Here is a 16,580-nt window from a genome sequence, read left to right as displayed (position 1 = left end):
CTCGTCTATTTCAGACGGCTTATTATAGCTCACGCGCACCCAGATGTCACTGGTAAATCAGTCTCTTATTACTTTTACTACTAGGTTTTGGCGGCTAAACTTTCTTTATCAGCGAGCGCCTGCTAGGATAGCGTACAAAGAGTTGCTAGCAAAAATGATAGGTAAACGATGAGCGCCACAGAATATTATCCTAGTTCTAAAGAGTGCCAAAAAAGGCATATTGCGCGCGCGATAAGCGGTTGGCTAGTAGTGATTGTCGCCTCAGTCACGCCCGCATATGCCGATGAGCTATCTAAGTGTAGCGAGTCCTTTTACGGTGGTATTTATCCTGAGTTTATCAATGATAAGCTAAGCCAAAAGACTCAGCCACTTTGTATGGATGGTTTTGGGGTCATGTACTCAGGCGTCTCGCGTACGCCGCTGTGGTCAGCTGAGTATCTGACGCGCGCGCGTCTTAATCAAGCCAAAGAGATCGATCGTGAGGACAGCTTTCACGAAGAGAGCCGCTTGCCTAAATCCGCTCGTGCCTCTTTAGATGACTATTCAGGCTCAGGCTATGATCGCGGGCATCTAGCGCCTAACGCGGACATGGCAACGCGCTCTCAGCAGTACGATAGCTTTAGCCTTGCCAATATCGCTCCACAGTCGCCGCGTAACAATCGCTATATCTGGCGCAATATTGAGTCCGCGACGCGTTACCTCACTCAGCAATATGGCGAAGTGTATACGCTTACAGGTGTCGCTTTTACAGACAAAAAAGCCAAACAGCTAAATGGACAAGTCCTTGTACCGAGCCACTTTTTTAAGGCCGTTTATATTCCCGCGATCAATCAAGCGGGCGTCTATTATGCGCCAAACGATGAGTCAGAGCGTATCGATATCATTAGTGTCGATGAGCTGGCGCAACAGACAGGTATCGATGTGCTACCTATGCTCGATTATCAAGTCAAAGCAGAGGCTATGGCATTACCGCTCAAGGCTGGGGAGAGTATAGATGAGTCAGAATTGCCGAGCGATGAGCCTATATGGATGCTATTTGTCTGGGCGATTATTGATTGGCTAGTCGCGCAATTGCAGGCCTAACCGATAGTTATCATCAGGAGATATTATGATTGAACCCTTTGCCAATAATCACCAAAGCATGCAAATTGGTGAGCTAGTTATTGAGAATCAAAAAGATAAAGTTATCATTTACGGTGACATAGATCTAAGACTTACCAAAAGTGGACATGAGCAAGCGCTGAGACTACATGAGCTCACCACTCAGATTCTACAAGCGTTTGAGGACGATAATATCTACAGTAATAAAGAAGAAGAGTCAAAACAAATAAGTGACCAATCAGATAGAGATATAGACAATCCTTTTTTGTAACTATTTGATATAGTTCTGATTTTATAGCAATAATTATCTATAAAAAAATTACTATCCAAAGTTTTAAAAATGCTTATAATAAGCCAAGTCATCACTATGGTGCTGAATCTTTGATAAGTGATTTGAGAACAAAGTTCAAATCTAAAGATTTATAGCAAGGATAAGCACAAAACCATAGCGTTTTGAAACATCATCGTATGAAGGGAGTCGATATATGAAATTATTTACTAAAACTGCAATAGCAGCAGCTGGTATCAGTATGGCAACTATGGCATTTGCCGCTGATCCATTGCACAACACTTCTTGGCAGACTTATGACGAAGGCAAACCAAAAGGCGTCGTCAAAATTACTGAATCTAACGGTGTATTGACAGGTAAGCTTGTCAGCACAGTATCAGATAAAGGCCAAAAGCACGTTGGCAAAACCATCATTAAAGGTTTAAAAGCCGATGGCGGCGGCAAATATAGCGGTGGTACGATTACTGATCCTGAAAAAGGCAAAGACTATCGTATGACAGCCAATCTAAGTGGTAACACTTTAGATCTTAAAGGCTATATTGGACCGTTCTCACGTAGTCAAACGTGGAAAAAGAAATAAACTTATAGTTTATTGTTAGGTTCAAAAATCCCGCATTACCGAAAGGTTTTGCGGGATTTTTATTGGCTATACTATAAACATTTTTGATTAAATAACAAATTCAGGATAGGCCTCCATACCGCATTCGGCGATATCAGCACCTTCATATTCTTCCTCTTCTGAGATGCGTAGACCTATAGTCGCCTTGATAATCACCCAAACGATGAGGCTTACGATGTAGACCCAAGCAAATATCGTTAGCGCACCGACCAGCTGACCGATAAAAGTCGCTGCAGAGTTGGTAATCGGTACGATAAGCAGTCCAAACAGACCGACTACGCCGTGCACTGATATAGCTCCGACAGGATCATCAATCTTTATTCTATCTAATGCCAGTATCGAGATGACGACTATGAGACCGGCGATAAAACCAAAGAGTGTCGCTTGTAGCGCTGATGGCGTAGAGGGTTCGGCAGTAATAGCCACCAGACCTGCCAATGCACCATTTAAGAGCATGGTCAAATCTGCCTTACCAAATATCAAACGTGCTAATAGTAAAGAGCCAATAGCACCGCCGGCAGCAGCAGCATTGGTATTTAAAAACACCATAGCAACTGTATTGGCGCTAGCAATATCGCCTAGCTTGAGCACTGAGCCGCCATTAAAGCCAAACCAGCCCATCCAGAGGATCAAAGTACCAAGCGCTGCTAATGGCAGATTAGCACCAGGAATAGCTCGTATCTCACCACGGCTACCATATTTGCCTTTACGCGCACCTAGTAGTAATACCCCTGCCAATGCTGCTGCTGCCCCTGCCATGTGCACGATACCAGAACCTGCAAAATCAGAAAATCCAATTTCGCTCAAACTGTATAATCCAAAGACGTCTTGTCCGCCCCAAGTCCAGCTCCCCTCCATTGGATAAATGAAGCCGGTCATAACCACCGCAAACAACAAGAACGCCCAGAGCTTCATGCGCTCAGCGACTGCGCCTGATACGATAGACATACAGGTAGCGACAAAGACAACTTGAAAGAAAAAGTCAGAGGCTTTGGAGTAGACTGAATCCCCACCAAAGCCGTTCTCGGTGGAAGCAGCTAGGGCATCTGTAACTAAGCGCTCACCGCCTGCGATACCGCTTAAAAATAGCTCATCACCATACATGATGGCGTAACCGCATACCATGTACATAGTGCAAGCGATAGCAAAGAGTGAGATGTTTTTAGTTAGGATTTCAACGGTGTTTTTTGAGCGTACTAAACCTGCCTCTAACATAGTGAAGCCTGCTGCCATCCACATGACCAGCGCCCCACATATCAAAAAATAAAACGTATCAATCGCGTACTGAAGCTCAAAAATTTGGTTTTGCATGTAAATTCCCCCTTGAATTTATGCAATATAGATCTTTATAACCTCTTATATTTACAGAGGTGTTGACGCTTTAGATGGCATCAGGACCGGTCTCGCCTGTACGAATGCGTATCACTTGCTCAAGAGCGGTGACGAAGATTTTGCCATCACCAATTTTGCCTGTGCTTGCGATGCGAGTAATGGCTTCGATAGCAGGCTCGACCATCTCATCGATAACCGCTACTTCTACTTTTACCTTTGGCAAAAAATCCACCACGTATTCTGCGCCGCGATAAAGCTCAGTATGACCTTTTTGACGACCAAAGCCTTTGACCTCAGTGACCGTCACGCCTTTGACACCGATGTCTGAGAGCGCTTCACGCACATCATCGAGCTTAAATGGTTTTAAAATCGCAGTGATTAGCTTCATAAAAATTTCCTTATATAAGTAATGTCGTCAGCTGATTCACTCATAGCGTTATGCCATATCACATAGTCATTCAAGAACTGTGCCAGAGCCTCTCAAGGGGGAGAGAGCGAGCAAATGGCTTATGATGACTACAAGATATAATGCTTGTATAGACAGTGCTTGCGTTACTCAAACAAGCCTTATCTATACAAGCAAAATGACTCAACTTTCGATGTGAAAACAAAGAGTAGTTTATTATAACCAACTTTTTGAACGCATGGGGAGGCTATCGAGTGACGATTTGCTAAAACATCACAGACCCTAACCTTATACATACGAGGGTAGAGATTGCTAGATAAGAGAATACGCTTAGCCAATAACCACAGCCACGATATCGCTATGACAGCGATAGGCTTTAGAGATTAGAGCTAAGCTTTAGGATAGAGGAGGTACGGGGTTTTGGTGCTAATAAGTAGCTTTTCGGTATCGCTACCGCGTAGCAATTCGCGCAGGCGCGATTGACCAAAGGCTCCGCTCATAAGCAAACCAATATCATGCTCGCTTTGATAGTAGTTCAAGGCGGCGCTGACATCTCGGCTATCTAGTAGGGCTTTTTTGCAGCTGATACCTGCTTGCTTTAGACGCGCGTAAGCTTCACGCAGCGCATCACAGTTGGTAGTGTTTTCTTTGCCGACCATAACGATATGGATAGTCAATGCGCGCACAAGTGGCGTTTTGCATAGCCAATCTAGTAATTTATGAGAGGTGGCGCGATTATCAAAAGCAAAAAGCGCGGTAGTAGGGGGCAAAAATGGTGCATGAGTCACCAAGATGGGGCAGTGACTGAGTCGAATCAGTTGACTAAGCGTTGATTTACACGTCACATGGTGACCGATGACGATCAATTGTGACTTTTCATCGACATAATCAATACTTTGATTGAGGTTCTCGTGCCGATGCAGAGTATAAGTTTTACGCTTATGATGCTGCTGCTCACAATAAGCAGTAGCTTGATGCAAAAGCAGCTTGCCTTGTGCTTTGAGCTCACAATTACTTAAGTGCTCGTGGCTTGTGAACTGATCGAGCATAGCGCTTTCATTGTCAATAGTTAAGCAGCCTGAGTAATTCACTGCCGCTTTTTGTTGCAAGGTTGGCACGGCATGCAATAGACCAATAGGCGCTTGCATACGCGAGGACGCCCACATACTGGCATCCAATACCGCTTGCACATGATCAGGACAATCTAGGCAAGCGATGACACTGTCAGGTTTCAAATTACTCATAAGACAACCACATCATTTTAATAAAATACGGTTAGGCTTCAGATATGTTTTGGATAGGCTCTAAGTACGTTTTAGGTTCTAATCGAGCAAGCCAATATCGCGTCTATCATGCACCGAGAAGCGATCAATTAGGGTGCGACTGGCATTGTTTAATCCAACTACTTTGACATCTATACCCTCGCGTTGCAAGCGCATCACTAGCTTATCTAAAGTATCGACCGCGCTAACATCCCAAAAATGTGCTTGGCTGACATCAATCTCGATATTATCGAGCGCCTCTTTGCTATCAAAGCTATCGATAAACTGCGTGGTTGAAGCAAAGAATACCTGTCCTTGGACATAATAGTAGCGAGTGTTACTAGAGTCATCGTACTCACTATATATGGTTAAGAATTGACCGATCTTGTTAGCAAAGGCAAGTGCAGATAACAGTACGCCAACACCGACCCCATAAGCTAAGTTATGAGTAAATACAGTCGTCAAAACTGTCGCTAACATCACAATATTAAAAGATATTGGATGAGTTTTGAACTCGCGGATAGACTGCCAGTTAAAGGTACCGATAGAGACCATAATCATAACCGCTACAAGTGCGGCCATCGGAATCAGACTGACCCAATCACTCAAAAATACCACCATAATCAGCAGCACAACACCTGCAATCAACGCCGATAGACGCGTACGTCCTCCTGACTTTACATTAATCACTGACTGCCCAATCATCGCACAGCCTGCCATACCGCCAAACGAGCCTGCTACGACGTTCGCAATACCTTGTCCACGGCACTCGCGGTTTTTATCACTTGGGGTATCTGTTAGCTCATCGACAATAGTCGCTGTCATCATAGACTCAAGCAGACCGACGATAGCCAAAGCGACAGAATAAGGGGCAATAATAAGTAAAGTATTTAGGTTAAGTGGAATGTCAGGCAGCAAAAACATTGGCAGTGTATCGGGTAGATCGCCCATATCACCAACGTTACGAATATCAAGACCCATGTACATTGCCACTGCGGTTAGACCTACGATACAGATAAGCGGCGAGGGAATAATGCGACCAATCTTTGGAATCAGAGGAAATAAGTAAATGATAGCAAGGCCAGCTGCGGTCATAATATATACCGTCAAGCCGACGCGTTCGGTTGCAGGGTTTAGCTCTGGTATTTGCGCGGCAAAAATCAAAATCGCCAAAGCATTGACAAAGCCGATGACCACAGAGCGCGAGACAAAACGCATCAGATTACCCAGCTTTAAGATACCCATCACGATCTGAATCGCGCCGCATAATAACGTCGCTGCCAGTAAATATTGCAGGCCATGATCAGCAACCAGATCGACCATAAGTAGCGCCATCGCTCCTGTTGCTGCCGAAATCATTCCTGGTCGACCACCGACAAAACTGATGACCACCGCAATACAAAACGAGGCATACAACCCTACTTTGGGGTCAACGCCTGCGATGATAGAAAAAGCGATAGCTTCAGGAATCAATGCCAACGCCACCACTACACCTGATAGGATGTCGCCGCGAACGTTAGAGAACCATTCATCATGTACATTGGTATAAAAAGAGGTCATAGGTCAACTACATACATTTGGAGGTAAAAAAGCACTCATCGAGTCAGAGTGAGGCATTTAAGGATTAAAAATAATAGCGCTCAAGGTCAGCGTCAAAAGATGATTAGATAGTGTCTGATAAAAGTTGTGATGTGCTAAGATAAGCGCCTAAGCTTTCGCCCCAAATAGTACATAGGGACGTCAATACAAAAAATATGCGCATAATAGCATAAAGTGATGACGTAGCTGTACCGAAATATGAACGACTGCGTTATCTCACCAAGCGTCGTTATAGACAAGACGTTGTCTTCTAAGTGGTCAAATTATCGTTGTTAAACTACTTTTGTGAAATTACTTTTGTTAAATTACTCTTGTTAAATTATTGAGGATTCTCTATGAGCGCTGTTGCCGCCACCAAAAACTTACTTCATAAGGGCAGCGGCTTGCAAGTCGTCGTCGGTTTGGGACAGTCAGGATTATCCGCCGCGCGCTACCTAGCAGAGCAAGGCTATCAAGTGGCGGTGACCGATGCTCAAGCTACGCCTACGCTTGCCGATCAGTTGCCTAAGACAATTGAGATACGTCAGTTTGGTGCGATCGATGGCGAGCTATTGCTACAAGCCGCTCGCATTATTATTAGTCCAGGTATTGCTTTGGACATAGAGGCTGTTGCTGCCGCGCGCCGTGCCAATATCCCTGTGGTTAGTGATATTCAGCTGTTTTGTGAGGCGTGTAGCGTACCGATTGTGGCGATTACCGGCTCTAATGCCAAGAGCACTGTGACCACTTTGGTTGGACAAATGGCAAGTGATGCTGGCATCAATGTCGGCGTTGGCGGTAATATTGGTGTACCAGCACTTAGTTTGCTTAGCAATACAAATATGGCACTCGCTGTCCTTGAGCTCTCAAGCTTTCAACTAGAGACGGTCACCAACCTAGGCGCGCAAGTCGCTACGGTACTCAATATGTCACCTGATCATCTTGACCGTCACGGCGATATGCTGGGTTATCATCAGGCCAAGCACCGCATTTTTCAAGGCGCAAAGTCGGTGGTCATCAGTCGCGAAGATGCGCTCACTCGTCCGCTAGTAGCAGATAACTTGCCGCGTATTAGCACGGGTATTCATGCTCCTGACAAAGGTCAGTACGGTCTGATTACCGATCCTGATGGGCAAATTCATTTGGCGCGTGGCACTGAGCGCCTGCTACCTGCTGATAAATTACTCATCAAAGGTCGCCATAATTTACTCAACGCACAATCGGCTCTAGCACTCGGTGAGCTGGCAGGTATACCGTTAGAGAGCATGCTTAATACCTTGCAGCAATTTGGCGGCTTAGCGCATCGTTGTGAGTATATCGCTCAAGTGGCTGATATCGACTACTTTAACGATTCAAAGGGGACTAATATCGGCTCAACTATGGCAGCCATCGAAGGCTTGGGCGCAGTATACGCTCCAAAGGATGGCAAACTGCTATTGATATTAGGCGGTCAAGGTAAGGGTCAGCAGTTCGGCGAATTACGTCCTTTAATTAACAAGTATGTCAGTCAAATACTCTTTATCGGAGAGGACGCGGCGCTTATCGAAAAAGATTTACGCGCTGCAGGCTTAGATGAGGGAGTTGCCTTGCATCAGTGCCAAACCTTAGCAGGGGCTTTTAAGTGTATAGAGCCGATTACCCAGAGTAGTTTGTCACAAGTCCAAGCGGTATTATTGTCGCCTGCCTGTGCTAGTTTTGATCAGTTTAGCGGTTACGCCGATCGTGGTGAGCAATTTGCCGCTTTAGTGCAAAAACTTGAGCATAAATAATTGTTTTGCTTATATATTGCTACTGTAGATTGCAGCTACGGTCAGTTATAATCAAAGGCTCAAATGTGAATGGTGTTCTTACTTGAATCATGTTCTTAATTTGAACGACATTTTAATCCTATTTTTAAACGGTGGCGTTTTTTAAGCGTCGTGTTCCTTGTTTGCTTGTGTACCCAAATATTATGGCGCTCTCCTTTTTCTCTCGCTCAAATCGTCAATCATCCGCTACGCGTTCAGATGGTGTCCTATCTATGCCCTCAGCGGGCGCAATTTTGCTCGCGAGTGTTGGCTGTATGCTGGTGTTTAGTTTGTTGATGGTGGCCTCAGCCTCCATTCCTTATGCGCTAAGCCGCGGTATGACAGAGCTGCACTTTTTTACCAATCAGCTGACTTATATCGGTATCGGTTTAGTTGCCGCCGCTTTGCCTTATTATTTTGTACCGCTCAAAACCTTGTACAAGACTGAGACTCAGTTTTTGCTGCTGGCGATTACAGGCTTGTTACTCTTAGCAACCTTGTTTAGTACGCCTGTGAACGGCGCCAAACGCTGGCTGGATTTGGGTGTGATCAACTTTCAGGTCGCAGAGCTTGCCAAACTGGTGATGATTGTCTTTGTGTCAGATTTTGTAGTGCGTCGCTCCTTTGAAGTGCGCAACGGTTGGGATGGCTTTTTACGTATTATTTTAGTCGTTGGGATGATCACGATATTCTTGTTATTACAGCCAGATTTTGGCTCCTTTGTGGTTATTTTAGGCACAGTATTCGCGATTTTTTATATTGCAGGCGCGCCTTACAAGCAGTTTTTGGCGCTAGGGGCTGTCGCTGTTGGCGGTGTTATTTTGATGGTGACGACAGCTCAGTATCGTTTGGTACGGGTCATGTCGTTTCTTGATCCATTTGATGACGTGCAAGATACGGATTACCAATTGGCGCGTAGTTTGATCGCTTTTGGCCGTGGTCAGTTCACAGGGGTCGGCTACGGCGAAAGCGTGCAAAAGCTGTCGCATTTACCCGAAGCCCATACCGACTTTTTATTAGCCATTACGGGTGAGGAACTTGGTTTTGTCGGCGTTACGATGATTTTGTTGTTAGAGGCATTGATTATCGGTAGCGCGATGCGTATTAGCTACAACGCGCTCAAACGCAATCAGATGCGTATGAGTTATACGGCGTTCGGTATTGGGGTGGTGTTTATTGCGCAGACCATTATCAATGCGGCGATGAATATGGGCGCGATTCCAACCAAAGGTTTGACCATGCCATTTTTTAGTTATGGCGGCTCCTCCATGCTGATCAGCTTAGTGATGGTCGCTTTGTTGCTTAAAATTCATAGAGAAAGCCCGAATATCGAAAAGAGTCAGGGACGTTATTACTAAGTACGATCAAATCACTAAGGTCAATCAAATATCAAGAACGTCGCAATAAGCGACGTTTTTTGTTTAATAGTAGAGCAGTTATGATAATTAAGACGTTCGATCGGTGTGTAAAGGCAGAGCTATATGCTGCTGACCATGCAGGGCTGCATTGTCCCATTGAGCGATGGCTTGTTTAAGCATACGATCTGGCGTATCTACGTCTACAGGTTGTTGCTTTAACAGCTGCAAGGCAAGTGTAATCAGAGCACTAGGATTGCGAGTGTCAATAGGCTGGGCAAGGTTTTGTTTGGAGAGTTTTTGTCCATCAGCATGACAGATTAGCGGCAGATGATACCACTGCTCGATAGCGGGCAGATTTGCTGCATTTAAAATACTAATTTGAGCACTCGTCATCGGCAGAATATCTAAGCCGCGCATAATATGAGTGACGCCTTGCAATCCATCATCGATACTCGCCGCCAAAATATAATTAATCATCCCATTCTGGCGCCGCGCTACCATATCTCCAAGCACCTGCTGCGGATTGGCCCACTGCATACCTTGAATACCATCTCTAAAGCCTATGGCATAATCAGGCAGTTGCAGGCGCAGCTTATGCTGATCGCGCGCAAGATTGGCAGTGATGCAGCACCGTGGGTAGCGTTGTCTATAATGCAGTTTGTCATTAGCATCAAAGTTATCATTTTGACTAGCTTGCTCTTTTAATGATATCTGCTCTTGCCAGTAGTGCTCTAATGTCTTACGAGAACACTGGCAACCGTAGGTGAGCGGCTTTAGCGACGAGGATAAGTAGTCGTTGTATATATCAACACGCTCAGATTGATAAACGATATCACCGTCCCACAGCATTCCGAGCATCTCAAGATCCATGATAATCTGCTCACTAAACTGAGTAGAACAGCGCGCAGTATCGGTATCTTCAATACGCAGCAACCATTTGCCGCCTAGTGACTTAATATGGCAATAGCTGGCTAGTGCAGTCGTCAATGAACCTAAATGCAGCTCACCTGTTGGTGAGGGCGCAAAGCGTCCAATAGGGGGTATGGACGGTAAATCAAGCATAGTCAATACTCAAAATATAGAAGTGATTGTCTGATAAAGCAAAAGTAGAAGCATGCAGCGCAAACGAGCGACTAATCATATAGTCGCTCGCTCTTTAGGGTTTAGTTACTTTAGGGTTTGGATGCTATAAGAGAGTTAAACGCGTTACACGTGCCCCTGATTTTGGCGCTCTTTGATCTCTGAGAGCGTTTTGCAATCGATACACTGAGTCGCTGTCGGACGTGCCTCTAAGCGGCGCAGGCCAATCTCAACACCGCAGGTATCACAGAATCCATAATCGTCATTTTCAATTTCAGCCATGGATTTGTCTATTTTGCGAATCAGCTTGCGCTCACGGTCGCGAGTACGTAGCGCTAGGGCGAACTCCTCTTCTTGAGTGGCGCGATCGTTAATATCTGGCATAGCGCTTGACTCATCTTGGATATAAGTCTTAGTGCGATCCGCTTCACCGATAAGCTGGCTTTTCCAATCTAACAAAATAGCTTTAAAATGCTCTAACTGAGCATCGGACATGTATTCTTCATCTTTTGCAGGTACATAAGGGGTGAATTTTACATCACTTTGATCTGTGGGCAGAGTGGTCATATAAGTATCCTACTTATCCAAATTGATTCAATAAAACGGCTTGTCATACAAGGCGTTATAAACTTGCCAAACGTTATCTATCTTCCATTACAAAACGTTTTGTATCTATGCACAAGGTGCAAGAGTTAGCGGTATAAATGAGGCCTAATAATCAAGTCTCAATAGTGCTTTAACTTATTCTTTTTATTGAAGCTGTTTTATTTAAGCCGATTGTAACCAAAATACAGTAAGCGGCGGTGTTACTTTTTATAGTGTTTTTTAGACAAAATTATTGTCAGCAAATCAAGTATCTAATCTTTTCACCCAGCTTACAAGCCGCCCATTGTTATCAAGTTGCAACCAGCGATAACCAGGCATTGTCTGTGTATCATAAGCAAAATCATCATTGAATGGTTTGAACTGATAGCAAGTAGAGGGCGTACTATAAACAGTAACCTCTTGATGATAGCGAATCTGCTCTTGATGATTATGACCGCTAATAACAGCCTGTATGTGTCTAAAAGCAGCTAAGCTGTCCCAAAACGCCTTTGTGTTTTGTGCCATATGCGCGTCTATCCACTGAGATTGAATAGGCAGAACATGATGATGTACAGCAATAACTGCAGGCTTAGAACAACGAGCTAATTGCTCCGACACCCAAGCGATATCTGTATCATCAATATAACCCGCTACTTGACCGGGCACTGACGAGTCTAGTAGCAGTAGCTGCCAATACTCTGACTCGATTAAATGACGACTAAGTAGTCGTGGATCAGCAGGTTGAGCGATAAGTTTACGCTCATAAAAGGGCAGGTCATGACCGAGCTCATTGGTCACATCATGGTTGCCTGCGATGCACGCAAATGGAATATCAGTCGCTTGCAATACATCAAAGATATGATCGTATGTCGCCGTTTTGACTTCACTAACCAAATCGCCAGTCACCACAATCAAGTCGCAGCGTATCGCTTCACCAAGCGCCTGTTTGACAACGGCCTCAAAGCTTTGTTTACAAGTAAGATGACTTTTAGATGCGGTGTTTTGAACCTCAGTATTCGCTGTTGCAGAGACATCTGATAAATGTAGGTCAGTAATCTGCAGCACATTTAGAGTATCATCTGGGGTGCTGATCTTACGAGCAGGGTAGCTTGGCATAGCGTCAGTCCCATTGAGGATAAATATCATTTGTCTAAATAAAGGTCTATATTCTTTAAACAGAAATTTATAACATATCAGGCAATAAACCTCTAGTAGTATCTATCAAATAAAGTTGGTTACACTATACGCTTAGCTAAAATGAACTTATTCATAAACCATCTTATTACGACTTTGAAAGTGTAAACTTTGAGACAACTAACGCTAAAAAGAACAGGATCGCTAGTATCAAAACAATCGACAGTCCTGTCTGTATATCGAGCCATATGCTGCCCCAAACGCCCAGTGTAACGCCTACTTGCGCAATGATGAGTGACAAGATAACCATTTGCTTGGGCGTTGCTGACCATAGGCGCGCTGTTAATGCTGGCAATACCAATAAACCGCTAATTAACAGGCTACCGACCGCTTGCAAGGCAATAGCGCAAAACCCTGCTAATAATCCCATAAAGAATAAGCGCTGGCGAGTAGGGTTAATGCCTTGAATGCGAGCGAGTGCTTCGTGTGTTGCCAGCTTAATTTGGGCAGGCCAGATATAACTAAGTAGCGCAAGTCCAATAACGACGCTACCGCCAATCACAGGTAAATCACGCCAATCAAGCTCCAGCAAATTACCAAATAAGAATCCTAATACATTGGCCTGCTGATCGGTCATTTGAGTCAGCGTCAGCAGCCCCAAGCATAGTAGCGATACTGCAACTACTGCTAGTACCGCATCCACTGGCAAGCGCTCATCATCAATGAGCACCAACCCTATAACGACTAGCACACTCACCAGAGCAATACCTACGCCCATAGGCAGCTGCCACAGCACCGCAAGCGCTACGCCAAGCAAGGTACCATGCGCTAAGGCATCAGCAAAGAATGCCATACGCCGCCATAACACTAAGCAACCGAGCGGCGCTGACAAGAGCGCTAATATACTGCCAGCAATCCAAGCAGGAGCAATAATGGCCAACCAAGCAGTCATAAGCGATGTCCATTAATAAGGGGTAAATGGTTTTAAAAAGGTATTTTAAATATAAAAAACACTACATCTCATGCGGAGCATGATGCTCACAAGCATGTGGTTTGTGCACATAAGGCTGCTCGTAATGATGACCAAAGAGTCTTTGAAATTCAGTAGTAACCGCAAGCTCGCTGGGCTGACCTTCACAGCAAATGTGCTTATTGAGGCAAATGACCCGCCTGCTGCCTCTCATTACCCAATGCAAATCATGCGAGACCACCAGCATAGCGCAGCGCAAAAAATCTGGCAGCTCATCGATAAATTGATAGAGCCAAACCTCTGTCTCTGAATCAAGACCTTGCATCGGCTCATCTAATATCAGCAAATTGGGCTTATCAAGCAAAGCGCGCGCCAATAATACGCGCTGAGTCTCGCCACCAGATAAATTACGCATCTGCCGCGTCAGCAAAGACGTCAAGGACAAATTATCAAAAATAAAGTCACGCTGCGTAGGTGTCAGGCGTTTTTTGTCAGCTTGTGCCAGCAGATCTTGTACCCGTAGCGGCAGTATAGGCGGCACTGAAAAACGCTGCGGCACATAGCTTAGCTGCAGCGGCTGATGCGCGGTAATATGACCATGAGTAGGCGTAATGAGACCCAAGATGAGCTTGACTAAGGTGGACTTGCCAGCGCCGTTAGGCCCGATCAAACTCACAGTTTCGTTCACGGCGATGTCGATAGTGATATCAGATAACAACCGCAACTGATCGATATCGTAGCTGACGCTGTTTAAGCTTAATAGCTTTTGGTCACTCATAGAGGTTGTTGTCTTCTTATGATTGGGTTTATGAATAATTCAATAGTGATTATCACTGGCAATCTGAGCAGCGACCACTGAGCTCAATGACGCTACGAGTGACGCTAAAGCCGACATCTTGCTCAGCAAAACTCATTATCTCTTGCACCGGCAAGCTGCTGCACTCTTGCACTCGCAGACAAGTATCACAAATCAAAAATGCGGCGGTATGCTGCGCTCGCGGATGACAACAAGGCACATAGGCATTAATAGAGGTTAACTGATGGATAAGACCTTGCTCAAGTAAAAACTCTAAACTGCGATAAACCGTAGGTGGTGCAACATTTTTACTTGTTGATGGGTTTTGATTGACTGAGGTATCAGACTCAGACGAGCGCCTATGCTGCAACTGAGTGATGAGATCATAAGCACCTACTGGTTTATTGGCTTGCAATACCAGCTCATATATCTGCTCACGCAGCGGCGTAAAGCGTACCGAGCGCTTGCGGCATTGCTCTTTAGCTGCATTTATGCGTGCTGCGATATCAGATACTGTAAAATCCTGTACATCGTGTGGATGCATGCAAGTTGTCACAATACCAGCTCCTAAGTCAGTTTGATGTTTTAAGGTAGCGTTCTTTATTGTTATAGTATAACATAATGAAAATTAGAAGCTAATCGCTTTTTTGGCTGTCTTTGTGCTACTTAGTTTTTGATAGCTACTTTTGCGATAGCCCAGACTTTTATAGGATTGCAATATGAGTACGTTTTTTTTAACCATTAGACGGATTAATTTTTTCATTGTACATAAATCTTTAGCTAGTGTACTAAGAACGTTCTCTCAGCTAGCTAAGCGTTATTTTTTCGCTACCGCTATAATAATGCTTGGATTTATGGCAATAAGCGTACAAGCTGCTACGGTCACAGTCAGTAATTATCCGCTATTTTTACTAAGCCAAGCGGTAACCGCAGGCGCGCCGCCTGCCAAGCAGCTGCTACAAGCAGGGGAGGTCGGTCATCACGGCAGTATCAGTCCGCGCGATATAAAAGCCATTCAAGACAGCAAATTTGTGGTTTGGTTTGGCGAGCCTCTAGAGAATAATTTGGCCAGCAGCTTAAATAGTGCACCCAATGCCATTGCGCTTTTTAAATTTGATGCTTTTAAGCGTTATCCGCTACGTGATGCGCAAGCCAAATCTATCCCCAATACTTTAGACCCCCATATTTGGCTTGATCCGCAAAATGCCAAAGCGATCACACGCGCCTTAGCCGTCATACATAGCCACGCCAATCCGCAGTACAAGAATCTATATCAGACCAATGCGCAAAAATTCGCTCAACGTATGGATAGGGCAGTGACAAGCGTACAATCAGGCTCAAAAACCGCTCAGCCGTATTGGGCGTATCATGATGCATATCATTATATCGAGAATAGCTTAAACCTACAGCTCGTCGGTAGTCTAACAACCGATCATCACCTGTCACCAAAGGCCAGTCAGTTGCGTAAGTTGAACGAGCAGCGCCCTAACTCGACTATGTGCCTAGTCACTCAAAGCGATCCTGCCAAAGGCTTACTCGCCAAACTCCAACCAGTCAAAACGACGGTGCAAGCAGAAGACATGAGCAGCAGTACAGACTTTGTTATAGGTTGGCAACAAATGGCGGAGCAGATGCGCCGTTGTATTGATTAATTGCTGTAACGGCTTGATGGCCTAGCTGTTGTAGCAGTCAAACAGTGGAGCACAGCGTTTATCTTGCCAAAGTAACGCATGGTTATTACAATAAGCGGCTGATACAAGGCAAGTGATGTTTTATAGAAAAGTCATACCGTTTAAATAAGCACGATACTCTACTTAGTAAGACTCTACTTAGCAAGGTAACTAATGACCCAGCCTGCCAAACGCAATCAAAAAGATCAGATAGGGCGCCATATCAAACGTCAAGTTTGGATACTGCTGATTTTGATTATTCTAGCTTGGCTGCTAGATATCGTTTGGCTACGAAGCGATCTTTTGATCGTTCAAGGAGTAGCTCTTGGTGCAGTCCTAAGTTTTGCAACTCAAATGATCTTTACCTTATTTGTGTTTAGGCATACTGGATTTCGTGCGCGTGAGCATATTGTTAGACAGCTTTACCGCGGTCAGGCGGTCAAATGGGTATTGACGGCCTTTGGCTTTGCTTTAATCTTTATACTTATAAAACCGTTGTCAGCGCCTGCACTATTTGCAGGCTTTATTGTTATGCAAATGAGCTACAATTGGATGCTGGTACGACTAAACTAACTAGTACGTTTGGACTGATAAGTTAATGTCTAACGAGATA

The 16,580-nt window shown here is 44.7% G+C and carries 17 protein-coding genes; 7 read left to right on the top strand and 10 right to left on the bottom strand.

The features are described 5' to 3' along the window. Positions 1–168 precede the first annotated feature (168 nt). The 3 genes from ACTXGE_RS07455 (at position 169) to ACTXGE_RS07445 (ending at position 1,970) form a co-directional block, all read left to right on the top strand. The gene (locus ACTXGE_RS07455; protein ID WP_435949819.1) at positions 169–1,083 is read left to right on the top strand and encodes a DNA/RNA non-specific endonuclease; all 915 of its coding nucleotides are present in this window, start codon (positions 169–171) and stop codon (positions 1,081–1,083) included. A 25-nt stretch (positions 1,084–1,108) separates the two neighbouring features. Then, the gene (locus ACTXGE_RS07450) at positions 1,109–1,372 is read left to right on the top strand and encodes a hypothetical protein (RefSeq protein ID WP_443542712.1); all 264 of its coding nucleotides are present in this window, start codon (positions 1,109–1,111) and stop codon (positions 1,370–1,372) included. A gap of 214 nt (positions 1,373–1,586) precedes the next feature. Further along, positions 1,587–1,970 (top strand): DUF2147 domain-containing protein, encoded by a 384-nt coding sequence (locus ACTXGE_RS07445; RefSeq protein ID WP_443542714.1) that lies wholly within the window; start codon positions 1,587–1,589, stop codon positions 1,968–1,970. 87 nt (positions 1,971–2,057) lie between these two features. On the opposite strand, the gene ACTXGE_RS07440 is transcribed toward ACTXGE_RS07445, so the two are convergent. The 4 genes from ACTXGE_RS07440 to ACTXGE_RS07425 form a co-directional block, all read right to left on the bottom strand. Further along, positions 2,058–3,320, bottom strand: coding sequence for an ammonium transporter (locus ACTXGE_RS07440; RefSeq protein WP_317200026.1), 1,263 nt, complete (start codon positions 3,318–3,320; stop codon positions 2,058–2,060). 70 nt (positions 3,321–3,390) lie between these two features. Continuing rightward, positions 3,391–3,729 (bottom strand): P-II family nitrogen regulator, encoded by a 339-nt coding sequence (locus ACTXGE_RS07435; protein ID WP_010197981.1) that lies wholly within the window; start codon positions 3,727–3,729, stop codon positions 3,391–3,393. A gap of 407 nt (positions 3,730–4,136) precedes the next feature. Further along, positions 4,137–4,991: a universal stress protein gene (locus tag ACTXGE_RS07430; protein WP_443542716.1), complete on the bottom strand. Its 855-nt coding sequence runs from the start codon at positions 4,989–4,991 to the stop codon at positions 4,137–4,139. A 78-nt stretch (positions 4,992–5,069) separates the two neighbouring features. Continuing rightward, the gene (locus ACTXGE_RS07425; protein ID WP_443542718.1) at positions 5,070–6,569 is read right to left on the bottom strand and encodes a SulP family inorganic anion transporter; all 1,500 of its coding nucleotides are present in this window, start codon (positions 6,567–6,569) and stop codon (positions 5,070–5,072) included. 374 nt (positions 6,570–6,943) lie between these two features. Here ACTXGE_RS07425 and murD point away from each other — a divergent pair, with 374 nt between their 5' ends. Then, on the top strand, positions 6,944–8,356 hold the full coding sequence (gene murD, locus ACTXGE_RS07420) for a UDP-N-acetylmuramoyl-L-alanine--D-glutamate ligase (protein ID WP_443542720.1): 1,413 nt from the start codon (positions 6,944–6,946) through the stop codon (positions 8,354–8,356). Between the two features lie 182 nt (positions 8,357–8,538). Further along, a complete protein-coding gene (ftsW, locus tag ACTXGE_RS07415; protein ID WP_317200030.1) occupies positions 8,539–9,732 on the top strand; it encodes a putative lipid II flippase FtsW in 1,194 nt (397 codons plus the stop codon). A gap of 87 nt (positions 9,733–9,819) precedes the next feature. Here ftsW and gluQRS read toward each other — a convergent pair whose 3' ends face one another. The 6 genes from gluQRS to ACTXGE_RS07385 form a co-directional block, all read right to left on the bottom strand. Continuing rightward, positions 9,820–10,794, bottom strand: coding sequence for a tRNA glutamyl-Q(34) synthetase GluQRS (gene gluQRS, locus ACTXGE_RS07410; protein ID WP_443542722.1), 975 nt, complete (start codon positions 10,792–10,794; stop codon positions 9,820–9,822). 144 nt (positions 10,795–10,938) lie between these two features. After that, positions 10,939–11,379, bottom strand: coding sequence for an RNA polymerase-binding protein DksA (gene dksA, locus ACTXGE_RS07405; protein WP_317200032.1), 441 nt, complete (start codon positions 11,377–11,379; stop codon positions 10,939–10,941). Between the two features lie 282 nt (positions 11,380–11,661). Then, positions 11,662–12,513, bottom strand: a complete 852-nt coding sequence (locus ACTXGE_RS07400) for a metallophosphoesterase (RefSeq protein ID WP_435949811.1) — start codon at positions 12,511–12,513, stop codon at positions 11,662–11,664. A 166-nt stretch (positions 12,514–12,679) separates the two neighbouring features. Next, positions 12,680–13,483: a metal ABC transporter permease gene (locus ACTXGE_RS07395; protein ID WP_435949810.1), complete on the bottom strand. Its 804-nt coding sequence runs from the start codon at positions 13,481–13,483 to the stop codon at positions 12,680–12,682. A 61-nt stretch (positions 13,484–13,544) separates the two neighbouring features. Next, on the bottom strand, positions 13,545–14,279 hold the full coding sequence (locus ACTXGE_RS07390) for a metal ABC transporter ATP-binding protein (protein ID WP_443542726.1): 735 nt from the start codon (positions 14,277–14,279) through the stop codon (positions 13,545–13,547). Positions 14,280–14,331: 52 nt separating this feature from the next. Beyond that, the gene (locus ACTXGE_RS07385) at positions 14,332–14,841 is read right to left on the bottom strand and encodes a transcriptional repressor (RefSeq protein WP_435951074.1); all 510 of its coding nucleotides are present in this window, start codon (positions 14,839–14,841) and stop codon (positions 14,332–14,334) included. A gap of 310 nt (positions 14,842–15,151) precedes the next feature. Between ACTXGE_RS07385 and ACTXGE_RS07380 the strand changes: the two genes are divergently transcribed. Continuing rightward, a complete protein-coding gene (locus tag ACTXGE_RS07380; RefSeq protein WP_443542727.1) occupies positions 15,152–15,949 on the top strand; it encodes a metal ABC transporter solute-binding protein, Zn/Mn family in 798 nt (265 codons plus the stop codon). A gap of 192 nt (positions 15,950–16,141) precedes the next feature. Then, on the top strand, positions 16,142–16,540 hold the full coding sequence (locus ACTXGE_RS07375; protein ID WP_435949807.1) for an ATP synthase subunit I: 399 nt from the start codon (positions 16,142–16,144) through the stop codon (positions 16,538–16,540). Positions 16,541–16,580 lie beyond the last annotated feature (40 nt).

Source organism: Psychrobacter sp. T6-4 (assembly GCF_052258425.1).
Lineage (GTDB): Bacteria > Pseudomonadota > Gammaproteobacteria > Pseudomonadales > Moraxellaceae > Psychrobacter.
This window is presented reverse-complemented; position numbering and strand designations above follow the sequence as displayed.

Coding starts and splice junctions, on each gene's coding strand:
- ACTXGE_RS07455 (WP_435949819.1), top strand. CDS start 169: ATGAGCGCCACAGAATATTATCCTAGTTCTAAAGAGTGCCAAAAAAGG.
- ACTXGE_RS07450 (WP_443542712.1), top strand. CDS start 1,109: ATGATTGAACCCTTTGCCAATAATCACCAAAGCATGCAAATTGGTGAG.
- ACTXGE_RS07445 (WP_443542714.1), top strand. CDS start 1,587: ATGAAATTATTTACTAAAACTGCAATAGCAGCAGCTGGTATCAGTATG.
- ACTXGE_RS07440 (WP_317200026.1), bottom strand. CDS start 3,320: ATGCAAAACCAAATTTTTGAGCTTCAGTACGCGATTGATACGTTTTAT.
- ACTXGE_RS07435 (WP_010197981.1), bottom strand. CDS start 3,729: ATGAAGCTAATCACTGCGATTTTAAAACCATTTAAGCTCGATGATGTG.
- ACTXGE_RS07430 (WP_443542716.1), bottom strand. CDS start 4,991: ATGAGTAATTTGAAACCTGACAGTGTCATCGCTTGCCTAGATTGTCCT.
- ACTXGE_RS07425 (WP_443542718.1), bottom strand. CDS start 6,569: ATGACCTCTTTTTATACCAATGTACATGATGAATGGTTCTCTAACGTT.
- murD (WP_443542720.1), top strand. CDS start 6,944: ATGAGCGCTGTTGCCGCCACCAAAAACTTACTTCATAAGGGCAGCGGC.
- ftsW (WP_317200030.1), top strand. CDS start 8,539: ATGGCGCTCTCCTTTTTCTCTCGCTCAAATCGTCAATCATCCGCTACG.
- gluQRS (WP_443542722.1), bottom strand. CDS start 10,794: ATGCTTGATTTACCGTCCATACCCCCTATTGGACGCTTTGCGCCCTCA.
- dksA (WP_317200032.1), bottom strand. CDS start 11,379: ATGACCACTCTGCCCACAGATCAAAGTGATGTAAAATTCACCCCTTAT.
- ACTXGE_RS07400 (WP_435949811.1), bottom strand. CDS start 12,513: ATGCCAAGCTACCCTGCTCGTAAGATCAGCACCCCAGATGATACTCTA.
- ACTXGE_RS07395 (WP_435949810.1), bottom strand. CDS start 13,483: ATGACTGCTTGGTTGGCCATTATTGCTCCTGCTTGGATTGCTGGCAGT.
- ACTXGE_RS07390 (WP_443542726.1), bottom strand. CDS start 14,279: ATGAGTGACCAAAAGCTATTAAGCTTAAACAGCGTCAGCTACGATATC.
- ACTXGE_RS07385 (WP_435951074.1), bottom strand. CDS start 14,841: ATGCATCCACACGATGTACAGGATTTTACAGTATCTGATATCGCAGCA.
- ACTXGE_RS07380 (WP_443542727.1), top strand. CDS start 15,152: ATGGCAATAAGCGTACAAGCTGCTACGGTCACAGTCAGTAATTATCCG.
- ACTXGE_RS07375 (WP_435949807.1), top strand. CDS start 16,142: ATGACCCAGCCTGCCAAACGCAATCAAAAAGATCAGATAGGGCGCCAT.